Raw genomic sequence first — 19,246 nt, 5'->3', positions numbered from 1 at the left:
TGGTCTCCTCAGCGCCCGGCCAGTGCATCGACGATCTTCAACCGCTGCGCGCGCAATGCCGGCAGCAGGCCCACCACGATCCCGATCACCGCCATCAGGCACAGCGCCACCACCCACGTCTGCGCCGGCACGCCGGGCAGACTGATCATGCCCTGGCTGCTGGCGCTGATCACCGGCATCACGATCGAGGCCAGGCCCATGCCGATCAGCCCGCCGAGCGCGATCAGCAGCACCGACTCGACCATCACCAGCACCAGTACGGTGCCATCCTTGAAGCCCAGCGTCTTGAGGATCGCCAGCTCCGGGATGCGCTCGCGCACGGCCTGGGCCATGGTGTTGCCGGTCAGCAGCACCAGAGTGAAGAACACCGCGGCCATGATCCCGGTGACGATCAGGCCGATATCGGCGAACTGCTTGGCGAAGGCCTGTGAGAACGAAGCCTCGGTCTGCGACTTGGTCTCATGGTCGGAGTTCAGCGACAGCGCATCGATCGCCTGCGCCACGCGTGAGGCGTGGGCAGGGTTCTCCAGTTGCACGGTGTAGAAACTGACCTGGTTCTTGATGTAGTCGTTGGATTCATCGAAGTAGCTCCAGTGAAGCATCATCTGGTTCTCCGCACCGGCGTTGTTGCGGTCCTTGGCCCGGTAGATGCCGCTCAATTCCAGCGGCCAGTCGTTGCTGCCCTTGCGCGGGAAGATCGTGGCCTGCATCGGAATGGTGTCACCCACCTTCCAGCCGAAGCGCTTGGCCAGGGCTTCACCGACCAGTGCACCGGTGCGGGTGTTCTTGAATGCCTCGGCCTGCTCGGGCGGCAGCTCGAACTCCGGGTACAGGTCCATGTAGTTGTCCGAGACCGAGAAGCTCGGGAAGAAGTTCTTCTGGTCCTGGTAGATGCCGCCGAACCACATCGCGTAGTTGACCTTGCGCACGCCCGGGGTGGCTTCGATATCGCGCAGCAGCCGCAGGGGCAGGCTCTGGGTGATCGAGAGCTTGGAGGAGACCACCAGCCGCTTGGCGCCTTCGATGGTGTCACCGCCGGAGTTGAACGCTACCCGGACCGAATCGAGCATGCCGAACAGCAGGAAAGCCGCCACCACCGACAACAACGTCAGCAGGGTGCGGGTCTTGCTGCGGAACAGCTGTGCCCAGACCAGCGAGAAATATTTCATCGCCGCATCCTCCGTCAGTGGGCCGCTGGCGCGTCGGCCAGTTCGCCCTTGTCCAGGTGCACCGTGTGGGTGGCGTACTCGGCGGCCTTGGGATCATGGGTGACCATGATGATGGTCTTGCCGTGTTCGCGGTTGAGCTGCTGCAGCAGCCCCAGGATCTCCTCGGCGGACTGGCGGTCCAGGTCACCGGTGGGCTCATCGCAGATCAGGAAGGTCGGGTCGGAAACGATCGCACGGGCGATCGCAACGCGCTGCTGCTGGCCACCGGAGAGTTCATTCGGGCGGTGGCTGCGGCGGTCGGCCAGGCCGACCAGGGTCAGCGCGATCTCGGCGTTGCGCTTGCGCTGCGCGGCGCTCAGGTGCGTGAGCAGCAGTGGCAGCTCCACGTTCTTCTGGGCGGTCAGCATCGGCATCAGGTTGTAGAACTGGAACACGAAGCCGACGTGGTGGCTGCGCCAGGTCGAGAGCTGGCCGCCGCTCATGCGGTCGATGCGCTCGCCTTCGATCTCGATCTCGCCGGCGGTGGGCGTATCCAACCCACCGATCAGATTCAGCAGGGTCGTCTTGCCCGAGCCGGACGGGCCCATCAACGCGACGAAATCGCCGGCCTGGATGTCCAGGTCGATGCCGTGCAGCACCTGCACTTTCTCGGGGCCGCGCTGGTAGGTCTTGGTGATGTTGCGGAGCGAAACCAGGGTGGACATGGGTGGTTCTCCGTGGATCGGGAAGAAAGGGCATCCGGCGCGTCCGGGCGAGGGCCGCCGGGTTCCACAGTGACGGGCAGCCGCCACCGTGCGCGCCGTGACGGCACGAGGGAATCGCACTTGCCGCGAGCGTGAGAGTGGCTCGCGTGACGCAGCTGCTGACCCGTCAGGGGGTTTCGGTGACCTTGCTGCCGTCGTGCAGCTCGGCCGGTGGTGTGGTCACCACGACCTCGCCGGCGCTCAGGCCCCGGGTGACCTGGCGGTCGTTGTTGAGCGTGGTGCCCACGGTGATCGCGCGCTGTTCCACCCGCGCGTCATCCTTGACCACGAAGGCGACCGTCTTCTGCTCGCGCTCCACGATCGCCGAGGCCGGGACGCGCACGCCCTGCGGTTTGGCGGCTTCGGCAGGCTGGGCGCTCTCCAGGAAGCTGACCCGCACGCCCATCTCGGGAACGATGCGTGGGTCCTTTGTCTTCAGCGCCACGCGCACTTTCACGGTGGCCTTGCCGCGGTCGGCGGTGGGGATGATCGCGATCACCTCGGCCGGAATTTTCCAGTCCGGGTAGGCATTGAGCGTGGCTTCGACCGGCATCTTCGGCTGCACGCGGCCGATGAAGGATTCGCCGACCTCGACTTCGATCTCCAGCGAATCCATGTCCACGATGGTGCCGATGCCGGTGCGGGTGAAGCCGCCGCCCGCCGACAGCGGCGAGACGATCTCGCCCGGCTGGGCAGCCTTGGCGGTGACCACGCCGGAGAACGGCGCGCGCACGATGTTGTTGTCCACGCCGAGGTCGGCGATCGCCAGCGAATCGCTGGCCACGGTGGTGTTGCGCTGGGCGGTTCTGAGCTGGGCGCGGAGGTTGTCGCGCTGGGCGATGGCCAGGTCGTACTGCGAGCGCGAGACCAGCTGCTGGCCAACCAGTGCCTGCAGGCGGCCCGCTTCGGCGTCGGCCTGGGCCACCTGGGCCTGCAGCCCGGCCAACTGGCTGCGTGCGGCTTCAAGCTGCGAGGCGGAGAGGCTGCGCTGGGCGTTGGCATCGATCGGGTCGAGTGTGGCCATCACCTGGCCCTCTTCCACGCGCATGCCTTCCTCGATCATCACCTCCCGGACCTTGCCGGTGATCTTGGCCGAGACGGTGGCCATGCGCCGGGCGACCACGTAGCCGCTGGCGTCGAGCACCGAGCTGCTGGCGCCGCCCTGCTGGATCGCCACCACGGGCGCGGTGGTCACAGCGATCGGGCGCTCGCGGCCGAGCACGAACCAGGCCAGGCCGGCCAGCACAATGAGAAGGACGATCGCCAGCACGATCCAGCGGCCACGTCGCGAGGGCGACGGGGGCGGCGAACCGGCCTTGCGGTCGATGCGGAGTTCCTTGAGCAGTTCAGCGGATGCGTTCATCGTGAGTCTGGACGGGGAATCGGGCCGAGTGTGACCGCATCGGCGGCCGAGGGGCAAACCGGCACGGTGGCCGGGGTGGTGCACAGCATGCCCGGCAGCCTGCGGCGCCGGCAGTGACAGCTGTCACCCGCATGGGCTGACGACGGCCACTGGGGCGGCCGCGGCCAGCGGCAGAAGCTGTGGCTGTCCTCTTCGGGAGTCCGCCATGACTGAATCCACTGCCTCGTCACTGGCCTGCCTTCGCTGGCACCGCTGTGGCCGACCTGGCACCTGGCCCAGCTGGCATTGCCGGCGGTCGGCCAGCCGGCGCAGGGCAGTGCTTGGGTGCATGTGGCCGTGCTGCTCTGCATTACCGTCATGGCGCTTGGGCTGGCACGGCGCCGCCTGCGGCGGATCGGCTGAAGTGGCATGATCGCGCCTGTTCGTTCTGCCCTGGAATCGTCCGTGTCCTTCAGTCGGCCCGCCTCCCTGTTGCGCCCTGCGCCGGATTCGGCCGTGGCCGAGAACCTGCGGCGCGGCAGATCGCCGTGGGTCGATGCGATCCACCTGCTGTGGACGCTGTGGGTGTTCCTGACGCCGTTGTTCGGCGGTGGTTACACGTGGCGCTGGGCGGCGCTGACCCTGCTGACCTACCCGGTGTTCCTGGTCCTGTACGCCGCTGTGCTGCTCGCACCGCGTTGCCACGCACCGCGCTATGCACTGTCGATGGTGGTGCTGGGGCTGGTGCCGCTGGCGTGGTACCCCTCGGCGGTGAGCTACTTCATTTTCGGCTGTGTCACCCTGCGCGTCTCGCGCCGCAGTGGCTACGGGCGCTATCTGCTGCAGCTGGTGGGCTTGAACGCGTTGTTCGTGGTGGTGGGTCTGTTGGCCCACTATCCGTGGCAGGCGCTGATCTGGATCCCGAGCATGGCAATGATCATCAGCCTGGTGGTCAATTTCGAAACCGCGAGCCATGAACAGGATGCAGCGCTGCAGCTGTCCCAGGATGAAGTGCGCCGGCTGGCGGCGACTGCCGAACGCGAGCGCATCGGCCGCGATCTGCACGATCTGCTGGGGCATACGCTGTCCTTGATCACCTTGAAGCTGGAGCTCTCGCGCAAGCTGGCCGACCGCGATCCGGTGGGCTCGCGCCGCGAAGTGGACGAGGCTGAAACGATCGCGCGGCAGGCGCTGGCCGAAGTGCGCAGCGCGGTGACCGGTATCCGCGCCAGCGATCTGGCCGCCGAACTGGCTTCGGCCCGATTGCTGCTGGAGTACCAGCATGTGCATCTGCACTACGCGCCGCCGCCGCCGATGCCGGTCGATACCGAGCGTGCGCTGTCGCTGGTGCTGCGCGAGGCGGTGACGAATGTCGCCCGCCATGCGCAGGCGCGGCAGGCGTGGATCACCTTCGAACAGGACGGGCGCAGTCTGTTGATGCAGATCCGTGATGACGGGCGCGGCGGCGTCCACGTTGATGGGAACGGGCTGACCGGGATGCGCGAACGCGTCGCTGCACTGCGTGGCACCCTGGCGGTGCAGTCGGCAAAAGGGGAGGGCACCTGCGTGACGGTGCGGGTCACCTTGCCGGCCGCGACCACCGCCGTGGTGGCGCCGGTGGAGATGCCGACCGCGCCGTCGCTGCCTGCCGGGGGCGCATCATGATCCGCATCGTGCTCGCCGAAGACCAGGCGATGGTGCGTGGCGCCTTGTCCGCGCTGCTCGGGCTGGAGCCGGACATCGAGGTGCTCGGCAGTGCGGCCGACGGCGAGGCCGCGTGGCGGATGCTGCAGCAGCTCAAACCGGACATCCTGGTCACCGACATCGAAATGCCTGGGCTGTCCGGGCTGGAGCTGGCGCAGCGGATCGCCCGCCAGGGGCTGCCGATCAAGGTGGTGATCGTCACCACCTTCGCGCGTTCGGGTTTCCTGCGCCGCGCGCTGGATGCCGGCGTCTGCGGCTACCTGCTCAAGGACGCCCCGGCCGAGCGCCTGGCCGATGCGCTGCGCCAGGTGCAGCACGGCGGCCGCGCGATCGACCCGCAGCTGGCATTGGATGCATGGTCGCAGGCCGATCCACTCAACGACCGCGAGCGTCAGGTGCTGCGCCTGTCCGGCGACGGCCGCTCGGCCAGCGAGATCGCCACCCAGCTCGGCCTCTCGCACGGCACGGTGCGCAACTACCTGTCCGAGTGCATCGGCAAGCTCGGCGTCGCCAACCGCATCGAAGCGTATCGGCTGGCGCGGCAGAAAGGCTGGCTGTAACGCGGTCGGTGGCTACCAGGATGCCAGGCAGCCTGATTTATCCGGCATCATCGTTGCGCTCTTTCTCCGGCCCCTTCGCCATCGCCTGGAACACGCCATCGCGGCGCACCCACAGGTGGAACAGCGCCGCTGACAGGTGCATCACCACCGTGGCGAACAGCACATAGGCGAGCAGGCTGTGTGCGTTGCGCAGGGCGGCGTACAGCGCCGGGTTGTGTGGCAGGATCGCCGGCAGGTGGACGCCTCCTCCCATCACGATCGGGTAGCCGCCGGCAGAGAGCATGCCCCAGCCGACCAGCGGCATCGCCAGCATCAGTCCGTACAGCACCCAGTGCGAGGCATGCGCGGCCGCGGCCTGCCAGGCGGGCAGATCGGCTGGCAGCGGCGGTGGGCGATGCCGCAGGCGGTTGTACAGGCGCACCAGCACCAGCAGCAGGATCGCGATGCCGAGTGGTCGATGCAGATCGATCAGCATCGGCCGCCAGTGCAGCGAAGCGACCATGGTCACACCGACGAACAGCATGGTCAGGATCATCGCCGCCATCAGCCAGTGCAGGACGCGTGCGAGGAGATTGAAATGGCCGGCATCACGGTTCATCGCGCACCTTCCTTGCCCGTCGCAACGGGTGCTTTGCCGCTGGCGATTTCGCGCTCGCGGCGATTGAACGATTGCGAATACACCGCCGAGCGTGCGGCCAGGATGGGATCATCCGTGCCCGCTACACCACTGGGCAGGATCAGCGGATCGTAATTGAGATCGCGGCAGGCGCCGGTGGCCTGCGGCTGCATGCTGCTCAGGGTAAGTGTGCCGGCCTTCACCTGGCGGCGGTCCTCCGGCCAGACCTGCGAGGGATCATTGACCGGGTCGCCATCGTTGGCGAGGGTCACCCACATATCCCAGCGCACCGGGCCCTGCGCCAGCCGCTGCGCGAACTCCTCACTGAGGAAATCATCGTCGGACTGCGCGCGCTGCTCCGGCGTCATGTCCTCGAAGGGCGCCTGCGGGCGCATGCTCCAGCGCACGAAGCGGTGGCTGCCATCGGTGGCGGTGAAGCGGAAACTGTTGACGCCGTTGTAGGTGGTGTTGGCCCAGCTGTTCGACCACGGGGCAGTCTTGGCCCACTGCTGGAAGGCACGCGCGGAGGGGTACTTCTCCAGCACGGCGGCCATCTTTGCCGGGTCTGGTTTACCGGTGGCCGGGTCCGGGATGCCGGCGCGGGTCTGTTCCAGGAAGGCCTCGGCAGTGGGCACCGCGAAGAACGGGAAGCTGTTCATTGCCATGCGCCATTCCTGGCCGTCGTCGCTGACCAGCTGCAGCGCCATGCTGCGCACGCGGGCCTTGTTGTCGGCGCCATGCGGGTCACCGCCGCCGATCGAGAGGCGGCCCAGTACCGGTACCTGGCGCTGGCGGAACACGCGTGCCGAACTCAGCGCCGCGCCCTCCGGTGTGCCCTGGAACACGCCGCTGACGCAGACACCTTTGGTATGCGCGCGGCGGAAGCCGGGCTGCGGGGGGCCGGTCGCCTCGATGGCATCGGTGAAGGTCTGCGCGGTGACGCGGTCGCGGCCGATCCAGCCGGCCAGCCAGGCAAAGGCCAGCACCAGGCCGCCGGCGATCAGGGCGATCAGGGCGATCCACAGCAACGGTGAGGGAGGGCGTGGGGCGCCCGGTTCGCGACCAGCGCGGGTATAGCCGAAGAGCGACATGTCCGGATTCCTGCCTTCACGATGCGTGTGGGTGGGCGACAGGAGCATGGTGTCAGAACCCGGCGCAGGCCGATATTCACATTTTCGACAACTCTGCAGAAACGACGATCCCCGCCGGAGCGGGGATCGTGGGAACAGCGCGTACCGGGTACTACCCGGTGCAGCCTCAGGCGTACCGCATCTTCAGCATCGCCCACGCCGAACGCAGCGCCAGCGCCTCGCCACCGGCCGGGCGGCCCGGGCGTTCGCCGTCGTTCCAGGCGTATACATCCAGGTGCGCCCAGGTCTGGCCTTCCGCGATGAACCGCTCCAGGTACAGCGCGGCGGTGACCGAGCCGGCCATGCGCGAACCGGCATTGGCCAGATCCGCGATGTTGCTGTGCAGGTAGCGCAGGTACGGGCGCCACAGCGGCATGCGCCAGACCGGATCGCGCACCGATTCACCGGCCTGCAGCCACTGCTGGGCCAGGGTGTCGTCGTTGCTGAAGAGCGCCGGCAGATCCGGGCCGAGCGCGATGCGGGCCGCGCCGGTCAGGGTGGCGAAATCGAGCACGATCTCCGGCTGCTGCTCGCTGGCATAGGTCAGTGCATCGGCGAGGATCACGCGCCCTTCGGCGTCCGTGTTGTCGATCTCGATGCTCAGGCCCTTGCGGGTGGCGATCACTTCGCCCGGGCGGAACGCATCCGGACCGATCGCGTTTTCCACCGCCGGGATCAGCAGGGTCAGCTGCACCGGCAACTGCTGGGCCATGATCAGGCCGGCCAGGCCCAGTGCGTGCGCGGCGCCGCCCATGTCCTTTTTCATGTTGCGCATGCCGTCGCCCGGCTTGATGTCCAGCCCGCCGGTATCGAAGCACACGCCCTTGCCGACCAGCGCCACATGCGGCTGGCCCGGGTTGCCCCAGCGCAGCACGATCAGGCGCGGCGCGCGATGCGAGGCGCGGCCCACCGCGTGGATGGACGGGAAGTTCTGCTCCAGCAACGCATCGCCGGTGATCACCTCGATCTGCGCACCATGCGCGGTGGCCAGCTCGCGCGCGGCGTCTTCGAGCTGCTGCGGCCCCATGTCTTCGGTCGGGGTGTTGACCCAGTCGCGCACGCGCAGGCTGGCGGCGATCACGTCGCGCACTTCAGCCGAGGGCGTGGCGGCCAGCTGGGCCGGCGCGCGGTTCGGTTTGCGATACCGCGCGAAGCGGTAGCTGCCCAGGCCCCAGCCGAGCTGCAGCAGGGTCTCGATCTCCGGTGCCAGTGCATCCGCCAGCGTCCAGACGGTGCCTTCGGGCAGCGCGAACGGCGCATGCGCGTAGCTGTAGACATCCCCCGGGTCGCCCACACCGACGATGGCGCCGGCCAGGCCGTGTTCGCCCGGCAGCAGCACCACGCTGCCACCGCTGCCGTTGAACCGCTGCGCATCCAGCCACGCGCCGAGCGCGTCGGATTGCTGCGCACGCCAGCCGGCGTACTGCTCGCGGGTCATCACGTGCAGCGGCAGGGCGTTGCGCGTCTCGGAAGTGAAACCGTTGATCTGGGACATGGGACTCGAGTGCTCCTTGGGCGGCGGCTTACGCGTGCTGGGCGGATGCGTTCGCATCCAGCCAGTCGGCCAACCCGGTCAGGGTGTCGAACTGCAGATCGGGCTGCAGTGAAGGGTGGGTCCAGGTGTGTTCTTCGCGGTTGATCCAGCAGCCGCGCAGGCCGGCCTGCATCGCACCGACCACGTCCATCTCGGCGTGGTCGCCGACGTGCAATACCTGGGCAGGTGCGATGCCGAGGCGATCGCAGGCGGCGTGGAAAATGCTGGCGGCCGGCTTGGCCGCACCGTGCTCGCGCGAGCCGAGCTGGAAGGTGAAGTGGTGGGACACGCCAATCCGCTGCAGATCGGCATTGCCGTTGCTGAGCGCGGCGACCGGCACGCGCGCGGCGATCCGGGCCAGTGCGTCCATCGCATCCGGGTAGAACTCCACCTGGTTGCGCGCGGCGTAGAACGCCTCGTAGGCCGGTTCCAGCAGCGCCGGATCGGCGCCGCTTTTGTCCAGCGCCTCGCTCAGCGTCAACCGGCGCAGCGCGCTCAGGTCGTAGTGCAGGTGCGGGTTGTCATGGAAGGAGCGCTCGCGCAGTTCGCGCATCGCCGCCACCGGATACATCGCGGCGGTGGCGGGGCTGTGCTGGAGCATCCACTCGTACAACACCTGGTCGATGCGGGCGCCGATGGGGGCGAACGGCCACAAGGTGTCGTCGAGGTCGAGGGTGATGGCTTGGACTGGGAAATTCACCCCGCCATTCTACGCCTGCGCGCGCGGGCTTTCATGGCGCGCGCAGGCGCCGAGGTGAGGTGCTTCAGCGCAGGTCGTAGGAGCAGGCGATGGATGCCTGGCCCTCGTCCTGCCGCACGCTCAGGTCGTGGCGGCCCACTTCCAGCGTGTAGTCGCCGGCTTCATTGCGCGGAATCTTCGCCAGCGCTGCGATCTGGTCGATACCGGCCGTGCTGAAGTAGGCGGTATAGCTGTCGATGCTGTCCTCGCCGCTGGCGCCGTCGTACAGGTGCAGGCGGTTCACCGGCTGGCCCAGCACGAGCAATGGCGTGGTCAGCGCATACTCGCCATCGGACAGTTCGCCGTACGCCTGCAGCTCGGTCGGCTTGAGCACCTTTGCCAGCGCGGCGAACTGCGCAGGCGTCAGGTGACGCTTGCAGGTGACCGCCTCGATCAGCTGGCGGCTGGCCACCTCGGCGCTGGGTGGGGGACCGGCCAACGTCGGGGCAGCAAGGGTGACAAGGCCGGCGAGGGCGAGGCAACGGGCAGCGAGGGAAGACATCAGGGCCGGGATCCATCCGAAAAGGTGCCGGTATTCTGGCAGCACCGGGGATCGCGCGGCCAGCCGTATCCTTGCCCTGAACCGCTTATTCCAGCAGCTTGGCCCAGCCCTGGGTGCCATCCAGCCGCGCCAGCACCAGCTTGATGCAGACCAGCAGCGGCACCGCCAGAAGCAGGCCGATCATGCCCCACAGCCAGCCGAACACCATCAGCGCCAGGATCAGGATCAGCGGTGAGATCGCCATCCGGCGGCCGAGCACGATCGGCGTCACCACCTGGCCTTCGACGGTATGCAGGGCGAGATAGCACGCGGCCGGCAGCAGCGCCTGGAACGGATCGCTGAACTCCACGAAGCCCATCAGCAGCATCAGCGCCACGCCGATCAGCGGTCCCACATACGGCGCGAAGTTCAGCAGCGCCGCCACGGTGCCCCACAGCAGCGCCTCCTGCAGCGAGATGCCGAGCAGCAGCAGGATGCCGGCGAACACCAGGCCGACCAGCGTGTTGATCACGGTGATGGTCAGCACATAGCGGGACACCTCGCGTTCGATCGAACGGAGGATGTCCGTCGTGAACCGTTGCTGCTGGCGGCTGGGGAACAGGGCGATGGCGTGCTTCTGCAGGCTCTGCCCGTAAATCATGAAGAACAGGGTCAACAGCACCACCGCCAGCACCGAAGCAGCCAACCGTGGTGCACGCGTCAGGACCTTGTACGGATCATCCATCTGGGTGCGCACGATCTGCACCCGGCGGCTGCCTTCGCCACCGGCCACCCGCGCGAAGTTCTCGGCGGCCTGGTTAGCCTGCTGCACCGGCTTGGTCAGGTTCTGTACCTGGCGGGCGACCTTGCGCAGCTGCTGCGGTGCCTCCTGGGCCCACTCCATCGCCGGGCCCACCAACTGCACGCCCAGTGCGGCAGCGCCGCTCAGGCCCACGCCAAGCACCAGCACCGCACCGAGGAAACGGGGGATCCAGATCTTCTGCAGCACCCGCAGGATCGGGTTGCCGACCAGCGCGAAGAACATCGCCAGCAGGATCGGCAGCACCACGTCCTGCGCCGCCCACAGGGTAAAGGCCACCGCCAGGGTGGCCAGGATCACCAGCGACATCGGCGCGCGTGGCCGGGGCGGGGAAGGTGCGACAGCGGCTTCAGCGGAAGGGGATACCGGAACGCTCATGCAGGTCGCACACTGGAAAGGAGCGTCATTATTGGGCAAGCCGGGTGCGCATGGCGTGTGGGGGGCGTGCAGACGAAGAAAGGCCCCGCGACGGGTATCGCAGGGCGTTTGGATAGTGCGTCCGAGCGCGGTGCGATCAGCGTTCGGACAGGTCCGTGGCGGCTTCCGCCGGTTGCGGCTGATGCGGCGAGGCCGGATCGGCACGCCGTTCCGGAGTGAGCCGTGGCGCGGCTGCTGCCGGAGCCCGAGCCGCCTGACGCGGCGCCTGATCGGTGGCGTCATCCACCTTGTCGGCCGCCTGCTCGGCGGTGTCAGCTGCTTCGCTGGCCTGCATCGAGGCGAACGCGGCCTGGGTACTGGCCACCAGATTGGAGACCGAGCCGATCATCTGCAGCCAACGCGCGCCCTGCACTTTCGCGCCGAGCCCGGTCGGCTCCAGCTTGCCGGCCAGGAAGCCGCCGGCGAGACCGACGGTGATGATGCGCAGCGGTGTCCATCCGGTACGCCAGACGGTGCTGAGGGTGGACCAGCTGCTGCGGGTTTTTTCGACCCGCACCGCCACCACCAGCTCGGCACGCTGGACGCGTTGCCGCAAGGCTTCGAAGTTCATCGCTTCACCCCCGTGGTATCCACGTCGGCATCGGGATCTTCATCGCTCGGTTCGTCGTACAGGCCCAGCCGCGACAACTGGCGGCGGGTGGCATGCATGCCGGTATGGCGGAAGAAGAACGAGACCCGCCACATCGCGTAACCGGTGACGAGCAGGCTGACGATCGACGTGATCAGCAGCGAATGGAACCAGGACAGGCCCCATCGCTGCATCAGGGCGATCAGCGTACCGGCCAGCAACAACCAGGCCGACGCGCCGAATACGATCGCCACGCCGGCCCAGGCCAGTGCCCGGCCAAACGCGCTGCGCGCCAATGCGAAGTCGGCCGAGGCCAACCGTCGCAGGGAGCGCAGCGTGTGCTTGGCCGAATCCACCGTCTCGCGACCGGCCTCACCCACCTGGCGGATGCTCTCGTCCAGGCGGGGTGCTTTTTCACCGCTGTCCGGTGGCGGGGTATCCGCGCCACCGGTGGCGGGCGACTGGGCTTGATCGCTCACGCCGCTGCTTACTTGTCGCCGCCGCTGCGGGCCAGCTTGGCGATGATCCAGCCGGCGGCGAAGGCGACGCCGAAGGAGGCCAGCGGACGCTCACGGATCAGTTCGGCGGCGCTGTCGACCAGGTCCTTGCCCTTGTCCATCAGTGCATCGACCTGTTCCTTGGCAGCGGCACCACCGAACTCGGCCGCGGCCAGACCGGACAGCGCGGTATCGGACAGCTCGGCCTTGACGTTGGCCTTGCCGAGGCGCAGCTCATCACCGGCAGCGCCGGTGGCGCCCTTGATCGCACCGCCGGCAGCGGTGGCCGCCGACTTCAGGTGCGAGCCGGCTTCGCCCAGGTGTTCCTTCAGGTTCTCGGTATTGGTGGGGCTCATCGTGTATCTCCTGCTATGCGATGGGGAAGGTGACCGCGGACGATCCGACGGCAACGAACACAAGGTAATAGCATCGGCCGGGTGTAAGCGACGTTACGGCTGACGCCGCGTTCAGCGCATCACCAGCTGGCCGCCGCCATTTCCCCGGATGATCCTGAGCACCAGCTGCGCCGGGCGCTGCTGGAAGTTGGCGCGCCAGCTGGCGAGGTCGGCAAACTCACCTGCCGTTGCCGCGGTGATCACGTCGCCCTGCGCAAGCCCGGAGGCTGCCGCGCGGCTGCCGCGTTTGACGTCACTGACCAACACCCCGCTGACACCGGCCTGGCGCAGCGACTCGGGCAGATCGACGAAGGTGGCCCCGCCCAAGCGCGGATCGAGCGACTCGCCGGTGACCGCGCGTGCCTGTTCTTTCAGCGTGGCCTTGATCTGCAGCGGCTTGCCCTCACGGCGCACGTCCAGGGTCAGCGTGCTGCCGACCGGTTGCAGGCCTTCCACGTTGTGCAGCGCCTGGGCACTGTCCACGCGCTGGCCGTTGGCCGACACCACCACATCGCCCGGCTTGAGTCCGGCGGCCGCGGCACTGGACCCGGCCAGCACGCGGGTCACCAGCGCCCCCCGCGTCTCGGTCAGCCCCAGGCCCTGCGCGATCTGCTGGGTCAGGTTCTGCGCCTCGATGCCGAGCGTGCCACGCACCACCACGCCGTGTTTGACCAGCTGGTCGACCACATCGCGCGCCAGGTTGGAGGGGATCGCCAGGCCCAGGCCGATGTTGCCGGCCATGCTGCCCTGCGGATTGAAACTGGCGGTATTGATGCCGACCAGTTGCCCCTGCAGGTTGACCAGCGCACCGCCGGAATTGCCCGGGTTGATCGAGGCATCGGTCTGGATGAAGTTCTGGTAGCCCAGCCCGCGGATGCCGCTGCGGCCCACCGCAGAGACGATGCCGGAGGTGACCGTCTGGCTGAAACCGAAGGGATTGCCGATCGCCACCACGAAGTCGCCCACGCGCAGCTGGGCGCTGTCGCCGAGCTTGATCTCGGTCAGGTTGCCGGTCGGAATGCGGATCAACGCGACATCGGTATCGGCATCGGAGCCGATGAATTCAGCCTTCACCGTGCGCCCGTCGGCCAGGGTCACCTGCACGTCGTCGGCGTTGTCGATGACGTGATGGTTGGTCAGCACCAGGCCCTCGGCGGCATCGATGATGACGCCCGAGCCCAGTGATTCGTTGATGCGTTCCTGCGGCACTTCCGGGAACAGCCGGCGGAAGAACGGGTCGTTGAAATAGGGGTTGCGCACGCGCACCACCTGCTTGGTGTTGACGCTGACGACTGCCGGCATCACCCGCTCCAGCATCGGCGCCAGCGAGGGCACCGCCTGGCCGGCGATCGCTGCGGGCAGCGCGGCCGTGGTCGGAATCGTGTACGCGGCCGGCGCCGCTTCGGCACGGTTGTCCAGGTGCGCGTTGATGGCCGTGGCGGTGAACCCGCCGAAGGCAGCGGCGAGGGCGAGCGTGAGCAGGGTCGGGAGCGGTCGCATGGTCCGGCGGTTCCGTGTCGGAGGGGACGGGGGCAGGGAAAACACGTATACGGTAATTCAACCTGAATGAGTGTGTCCGCAATCGGCTAAACCTTGGATGAAATTCGCCGCGTCGTCGGCCTTGCGGTGATGTTGCCTGGGCACGGATGGCGGGGCCGATATGGGCCGGTGGCGAGGTGCGAAGGAGGGCGGTGTGGTGTGCCTGGCAACGTCCAGGCGCACCCGGGTCATGCACCCGCAGGGCGCATCCGCGTCATCGAAACCAGCGCAAATGCCGGGTGCGAGGGCAGGGAATGGATCAAGTGCGACGATCAATCATGGGCTCATTGAATGCAGCCGACATGCGCATCGAGACACATCGCGTGCGCCACGCGCTGGAGCGCCGATGCTGTTTTCAAGGGGTTTCGTGCAAGTGGTTGGTGCGTTGCTTGCTGCCGACGATGGGGGTGCTACTGTCGGCGTGGCACGAGCATCGCATCAAGACCGTTCCACGATGGACCGCGCCGGTATAGCATCGCCAGCGATTTGACTAACCAGGCCCCTCAGGAGGCACTCAATGAGCAACGGTAATGGTGTGACCACGGTTCTCTCGCAGACCGTCGAAGATGCAAAAGAAACCGCCACCAACGTCGGCGAGACCATCGCACACGTTGCGGAAGATGCCGTCGCTTCGGTCAAGAAGACCGCCAAGCGCGCCCGCAAGGCTGCCACTACCCAGGTCGCCAAGGTCAAGAAGGCCGTGACCAAGGTCGAGAAGACCGTCGCCAAGAAGGCTGACAAGGCGGCCAAGTCGGTCGGCAAGACCCTGGCCACCGCCAAGCAGAAGCTGGAAGCGGCCAAGAAGAACGCCAAGGCCGAAGCCACTGCCATCAAGAAGCAGGTCGCCAAGAAGAAGGCCGCCGCTGAAAAGGCCGTGACCAAGACCACCAAGGCTGCCGGCAAGAAGGCCACGACCGCCAAGAAGGCCGTGACCAAGAAGGCGGCTGCTGCCAAGAAGACCGTGACCAAGAAGGTTGCCACCGCCAAGAAGGCTGTCGCCAAGAAGACCGCGACCGCCAAGAAGGCCGTGACCAAGAAGACCGCTGCCGCCAAGAAGACCGTCGGCAAGAAGGTCGCCGCTGCCAAGACCGCTGTTGCCAGGAAGTCGGCGACCGCCAAGAAGGCCGTGACCAAGAAGACCGCAGCGGCCAAGAAGGTGGCCGGCAAGAAGACCGCCGTTGCCAAGAAGACCGTCGGCAAGAAGGTCGCCACCGCCAAGAAGGCTGTGGTCAAGAAGTCGGCGACCGCCAAGAAGGCGGTGACCAAGAAGACCGCGACCGCCAAGAAGGTGGCCGGCAAGAAGACCGCCGTCGCCCGCAAGTCGGTTGGCAAGAAGGTCGCCACCGCCAAGAAGGCCGTGACCAAGAAGACCGCGGCCGCCAAGAAGACCGTCGGCAAGAAGGTCGCTACCGCCAAGAAGGCTGTGGCCAAGAAGGCCCCGGCGAAGAAGGCTTCGGCTCGCAAGGCCGCCCCGGCCAAGCGTGCTGCCGCCAAGCCGGTTGCCCGCAAGGCGCCGGCCAAGCGCGCGCGCAAGTAAGTAAGTTGTAACGTGCTGCTCCTGCCTGAGGGCGGGAGCGGCATGGTGGGAACGGCCTGTCCCCGTCCCCGGTCATTTGCCCGTCCCGGGTCATTTCGGCATCCCCGGTCGAGCGCATCGCGTCACTGTGCGATCAGGCTCCCGGATCATGCCCCCACTGTTCCGCTTCCCTCGGCTCCTGCGCCCAGCCGGAGCATGCTTGACGGTGCCTCCCTGCGTCTGTTGCTAACCTGACCGGCACACGTTCACGGGAAGATGCAATGCGCGGTCTCGACTTCAGCTCCTGGCAGGCCATGCTCTCCACCCTGGTCGGGTTGGCGATTATTACGTTGATCGGCGTCGGCATCCGGCTCCTGGTCATGCAGACCATGCAGCAGCGTCGCGAGCGCGAGAATCGTCAGATCAACGAGCGTCTGCGTACGCTGATCGCCGCTTACAAGGTCCTTGGCGGCTCATTCACCGGCACGCTCGATGTCGATCCACGCCATCGCCGGGATTTCCGCGCGCTGCCCGACGGCAGCGAAGACGGCGATGCGCTGCACCTGCCGGCGGAGGCCGAGAACGGTGGCGAGCGTGCGCGGCGGATCCGTGATGCGGTGGAAGCGGCCCTGTCGGACATCGTCCTGCTGGGCACCGACGAGCAGGTGCGCCTGGCCGCCCACGCCGCCAACGAGATGGCCCAGGGTCGCCTCGTTCCCACGGCCGAGCTGGTGGTGTCGCTGCGTGACTTCATCCGTCAGGCGCTGGACCTGGATCCGATTCCAACCACGGTCACCATCCCGCGCCAGGGTCCCGCACGGCCCTCGGCCGGTGCGAAGGGCAAGGGCGATGCGGGTGACAAGGGCGGCGGCAAAGGCGGCAAAGGCGGCGGAGGGATGGGCGGTGGAGGCGGTGGTGGTATGGGCGGAATGGGCGGTGCTGGCATGGGAGGTGGAGCGGACGATACTGCCGACGCTCATCGCTGAGCGGCCCGCATCCGCTCACGGCGAGGCGGCCGCCCCGATCCGGTAGGGCGGCGGCGTCGCACCCATCAGATGGGTGACGAAGTAATCCCACATCCGGCGCATGTAGTAATCGTCGTTGCGGAACAGTTCGTGGTCCTGGTTGGGCAGGTAGAGCAGGTCGTAGTCCTTGTTGGCCAGCGTGAGGGCGCGCGCCAACTGCAGGGTCAACGCCGGCATCGCGTTCTCATCCAGGTCGCCGTAGACCAGCATCAGCCGACCCTGCAGGCGATCGGCCAGTGCATCGTTGGCCAGTGGCTGGAACAGCGCTGGCACTGCATCCGGTGCTGGGCGCACGGCGGTGCCGTCTGCATAGACCGGCTGGCCGCCGACCAGGCGGTCCATGCCGTGGATCGCGCCGCCGTACATGCCCTGGAAGCTGTGGCTGCCGGCCGAAGCCACCCCGACCTTGTAGAACGCCGGATGGCGCAGCAGGGCACGCGCCGCACTGTAGCCGCCGAAGGAATGCCCATAGATGCCGACCCGCGTCAGGTCCATGCCCGGATAACGTCTGGCCAGCTGGCGGATCGCCGCGACGTGATCGTCCAGCTGCAGATCCGCCGCGCTCAGGAAGCTGGCATCGTGGAAAGCCTTGGAACGTCCGGGTGTGCCACGCGCATCGATGCTCACCACCACGAAGCCGAGCTGGGCCAGGCTGGAGCGCGCGACGGGGTTCATCGTCGCGGTGGCGTCGACGAAGCCCACCGGGGTATTGGTGATGTGCGGTCCGCCGTACATGGCATCGATGACCGGATGCCGTCCATCCTCGCGGTAGCCAGGCGGCAGATAGACCGTGGCCTGCAGTTGGGTGCGTCCATCGGCGGCCAGGACACTCACCCGCTGCGGTGGCGTCCAGCCGGCGGCGCGCACGGCGCGGTCGTCGCCGCGCTCCAGTTCCAGCACGACCCGGCCATCGCCCGTTGAGCGCAGCACGCTGACCGGCGCCTGGTCCACCCGCGAGTAGCCATCGACCACGTACGCCGCCGAGGGCGACAGCAGGTGGGAGGGCCGCCCGCCCATGAGCACGCCGGTTCCGCCATCGATCGCGTGATCAGCTGCTTCCGGTGTCAGCAGGACCGGCGCGCCACCGTCCAGCGACACGCGGTACAGGCGTCGTTGGTACGGATCCCCCGGCTCGCGCCCGCCGGCGGTGAACAGCACCTGGCGACGCACCTCATCGACGCCGACCACATCGCGCACCAGCCATGCGCCCGTGGTCAGCTGACGGACGACACGTCCATCGCGGCGATCGACCAGGTACAGATGGCCCCAGCCATCGCGCTGCGAGAACCAGACGATGCCATCGTCGCGCTGCAGAACGTGCACCGCCGGCCGGTTGTAGGGATAGCTGTTGAGCTGCGCACGGGTATCGCTGCGCTCTTCCCGTACGGTACGCACGCCGCCGGTGCGGACATCCACCTCGACCAGACGCAGCCGCGCGGGGTGGTCATAGCGCACGATCGCCGTATAGACCTTGGCGGCATCGGCCGACCAGCCCAGCACGCCGGCCTCGGTCAACGTGTGCCAGCCCTCGGGAACGGCGATGCTGCGTGTGCCGCCGACCACTTCGGTGACGAACCATGCATCGCGGACCTGCTCGGCGTCGCCCAGCAGGCCCAGGCGTACTTCATGCACGACCGGGCGGAACCCGGTGGTCGGCGCAGTCGCCAGGTAGGGATAGGGCAGGACCTTGCGTTCGTCGTAGCGCGCGCCGAATAGGCGCTGGCTGTCCGGTGACCAGGTGACCGCGAACGGCGGCATCTGCATCCGGCCTTCCCGTCGCGGAATGCCGCGCAATGCAAAATCGGGCAGTACCCCATAGCCGTACGAGGGCTCGCCATCCACGGTGAGCGCCCGTCGTTCACCGTCGGCACCACGCCGCAGCCACAGGTTGTCCTGCCCCACCCGCACGCTGTGCCGACCGTCCGGCGCAGGCAGGTCGCGGGGATCGGCGACCGCTGAGGTTTGCAGCGCACACGGCAGCGGCAGCGTGCAGGCCACGACCTGCCTTGCGTCCACGCGCAGCGTGATCCGCAATCCATCGCCGCTGCGGGCGACGCGGTCCACCTGCTGCATCACCGCGCCTGGATCGGCGACCCCGGCAGCCTGCAGTGCCGCCTGCATGACGTTTTGGTCAAACAGCGCCGTGCGCGTGGAGGCCGCCGGATCGACCAGCAGGTAGCGGGTGCGGCCATCGTCCTCCTGGCGGGCATACCAGAAGCGACCGTCCTCCAGCCAGTGTGGCGCGACGGTAGCATTGCGGACCTTGCCGCGCAGCCGCTGGTCGAGCACACGTTCGGCGCGCTGGTACTGCATCAGGCCCGGTGCCTCGGCCTTGGCCGGCGGGCTGGCGGTCGCGGTGACCGCCAGCCCCAGAACGAGCAGACAGTGAAACATTCCCGAACGTGCTGCGGCCATGCGTCTCGCTCCCTG

At 67.7% G+C, this 19,246-nt stretch carries 18 protein-coding genes; 4 read left to right on the top strand and 14 right to left on the bottom strand.

Annotation, left to right across the window (positions count from 1 at the left end; all coding sequences use genetic code 11):
* Positions 1-8: 8 nt before the first annotated feature.
* From BCL79_RS19020 to BCL79_RS19010, 3 genes are all read right to left on the bottom strand, one after another.
* Positions 9-1,169 carry an ABC transporter permease gene (locus BCL79_RS19020; protein WP_121044195.1) on the bottom strand — a complete coding sequence of 387 codons (1,161 nt, stop codon included), beginning with the start codon at positions 1,167-1,169 and terminating at the stop codon, positions 9-11.
* Between the two features lie 14 nt (positions 1,170-1,183).
* On the bottom strand, positions 1,184-1,873 hold the full coding sequence (locus BCL79_RS19015; protein WP_121044192.1) for an ABC transporter ATP-binding protein: 690 nt from the start codon (positions 1,871-1,873) through the stop codon (positions 1,184-1,186).
* Between the two features lie 166 nt (positions 1,874-2,039).
* The gene (locus tag BCL79_RS19010) at positions 2,040-3,275 is read right to left on the bottom strand and encodes an efflux RND transporter periplasmic adaptor subunit (protein WP_121044189.1); all 1,236 of its coding nucleotides are present in this window, start codon (positions 3,273-3,275) and stop codon (positions 2,040-2,042) included.
* A gap of 408 nt (positions 3,276-3,683) precedes the next feature.
* Between BCL79_RS19010 and BCL79_RS19000 the strand changes: the two genes are divergently transcribed.
* Positions 3,684-4,919 carry a sensor histidine kinase gene (locus BCL79_RS19000; protein WP_121044186.1) on the top strand — a complete coding sequence of 412 codons (1,236 nt, stop codon included), beginning with the start codon at positions 3,684-3,686 and terminating at the stop codon, positions 4,917-4,919.
* Positions 4,916-5,518 (top strand): response regulator transcription factor, encoded by a 603-nt coding sequence (locus BCL79_RS18995; protein ID WP_046274363.1) that lies wholly within the window; start codon positions 4,916-4,918, stop codon positions 5,516-5,518. Before BCL79_RS19000 ends, BCL79_RS18995 begins: the two co-directional genes overlap by 4 nt.
* A gap of 37 nt (positions 5,519-5,555) precedes the next feature.
* Here the strand turns inward: BCL79_RS18995 and BCL79_RS18990 are convergent, their stop codons facing one another.
* The 10 genes from BCL79_RS18990 to BCL79_RS18945 all read right to left on the bottom strand — a co-directional run bounded on the left by BCL79_RS18990 (position 5,556) and on the right by BCL79_RS18945 (position 14,236).
* Positions 5,556-6,116 carry a cytochrome b gene (locus BCL79_RS18990; protein ID WP_121044183.1) on the bottom strand — a complete coding sequence of 187 codons (561 nt, stop codon included), beginning with the start codon at positions 6,114-6,116 and terminating at the stop codon, positions 5,556-5,558.
* The gene (locus tag BCL79_RS18985) at positions 6,113-7,225 is read right to left on the bottom strand and encodes a catalase family peroxidase (protein ID WP_121044180.1); all 1,113 of its coding nucleotides are present in this window, start codon (positions 7,223-7,225) and stop codon (positions 6,113-6,115) included. Before BCL79_RS18985 ends, BCL79_RS18990 begins: the two co-directional genes overlap by 4 nt.
* Positions 7,226-7,391: 166 nt before the next feature.
* A complete protein-coding gene (locus BCL79_RS18980) occupies positions 7,392-8,759 on the bottom strand; it encodes a leucyl aminopeptidase family protein (RefSeq protein ID WP_121044176.1) in 1,368 nt (455 codons plus the stop codon).
* A gap of 28 nt (positions 8,760-8,787) precedes the next feature.
* Positions 8,788-9,498, bottom strand: coding sequence for an HAD family hydrolase (locus tag BCL79_RS18975; RefSeq protein ID WP_121044173.1), 711 nt, complete (start codon positions 9,496-9,498; stop codon positions 8,788-8,790).
* 64 nt (positions 9,499-9,562) lie between these two features.
* Entirely contained in the window at positions 9,563-10,039 is a 477-nt protein-coding gene (locus tag BCL79_RS18970) for a hypothetical protein (RefSeq protein ID WP_121044170.1), read from the bottom strand.
* Between the two features lie 85 nt (positions 10,040-10,124).
* Positions 10,125-11,216: an AI-2E family transporter gene (locus BCL79_RS18965; RefSeq protein WP_121044167.1), complete on the bottom strand. Its 1,092-nt coding sequence runs from the start codon at positions 11,214-11,216 to the stop codon at positions 10,125-10,127.
* Between the two features lie 136 nt (positions 11,217-11,352).
* On the bottom strand, positions 11,353-11,826 hold the full coding sequence (locus BCL79_RS18960) for a protein sip-5 (RefSeq protein WP_121044164.1): 474 nt from the start codon (positions 11,824-11,826) through the stop codon (positions 11,353-11,355).
* Entirely contained in the window at positions 11,823-12,323 is a 501-nt protein-coding gene (locus BCL79_RS18955) for a phage holin family protein (RefSeq protein ID WP_183073834.1), read from the bottom strand. Before BCL79_RS18955 ends, BCL79_RS18960 begins: the two co-directional genes overlap by 4 nt.
* 8 nt (positions 12,324-12,331) lie before the next feature.
* Positions 12,332-12,697: a hypothetical protein gene (locus BCL79_RS18950; protein WP_121044161.1), complete on the bottom strand. Its 366-nt coding sequence runs from the start codon at positions 12,695-12,697 to the stop codon at positions 12,332-12,334.
* A gap of 111 nt (positions 12,698-12,808) precedes the next feature.
* Positions 12,809-14,236, bottom strand: a complete 1,428-nt coding sequence (locus tag BCL79_RS18945) for a Do family serine endopeptidase (protein WP_121044158.1) — start codon at positions 14,234-14,236, stop codon at positions 12,809-12,811.
* Between the two features lie 556 nt (positions 14,237-14,792).
* On the opposite strand from BCL79_RS18945, the gene BCL79_RS18940 reads away from it, so the two are divergent.
* Complete coding sequence (locus BCL79_RS18940; protein ID WP_121044155.1) at positions 14,793-15,812, top strand: histone; 1,020 nt, start codon at positions 14,793-14,795, stop codon at positions 15,810-15,812.
* 260 nt (positions 15,813-16,072) lie between these two features.
* On the top strand, positions 16,073-16,777 hold the full coding sequence (locus BCL79_RS20350) for a hypothetical protein (RefSeq protein ID WP_183073833.1): 705 nt from the start codon (positions 16,073-16,075) through the stop codon (positions 16,775-16,777).
* Between the two features lie 15 nt (positions 16,778-16,792).
* Here the strand turns inward: BCL79_RS20350 and BCL79_RS18925 are convergent, their stop codons facing one another.
* Positions 16,793-19,231, bottom strand: coding sequence for a S9 family peptidase (locus tag BCL79_RS18925; protein ID WP_259462218.1), 2,439 nt, complete (start codon positions 19,229-19,231; stop codon positions 16,793-16,795).
* Positions 19,232-19,246 lie beyond the last annotated feature (15 nt).

The sequence above is a fragment of the Stenotrophomonas rhizophila genome, assembly GCF_003651185.1.
Taxonomy (GTDB): domain Bacteria; phylum Pseudomonadota; class Gammaproteobacteria; order Xanthomonadales; family Xanthomonadaceae; genus Stenotrophomonas; species Stenotrophomonas maltophilia_Z.
This window is presented reverse-complemented; position numbering and strand designations above follow the sequence as displayed.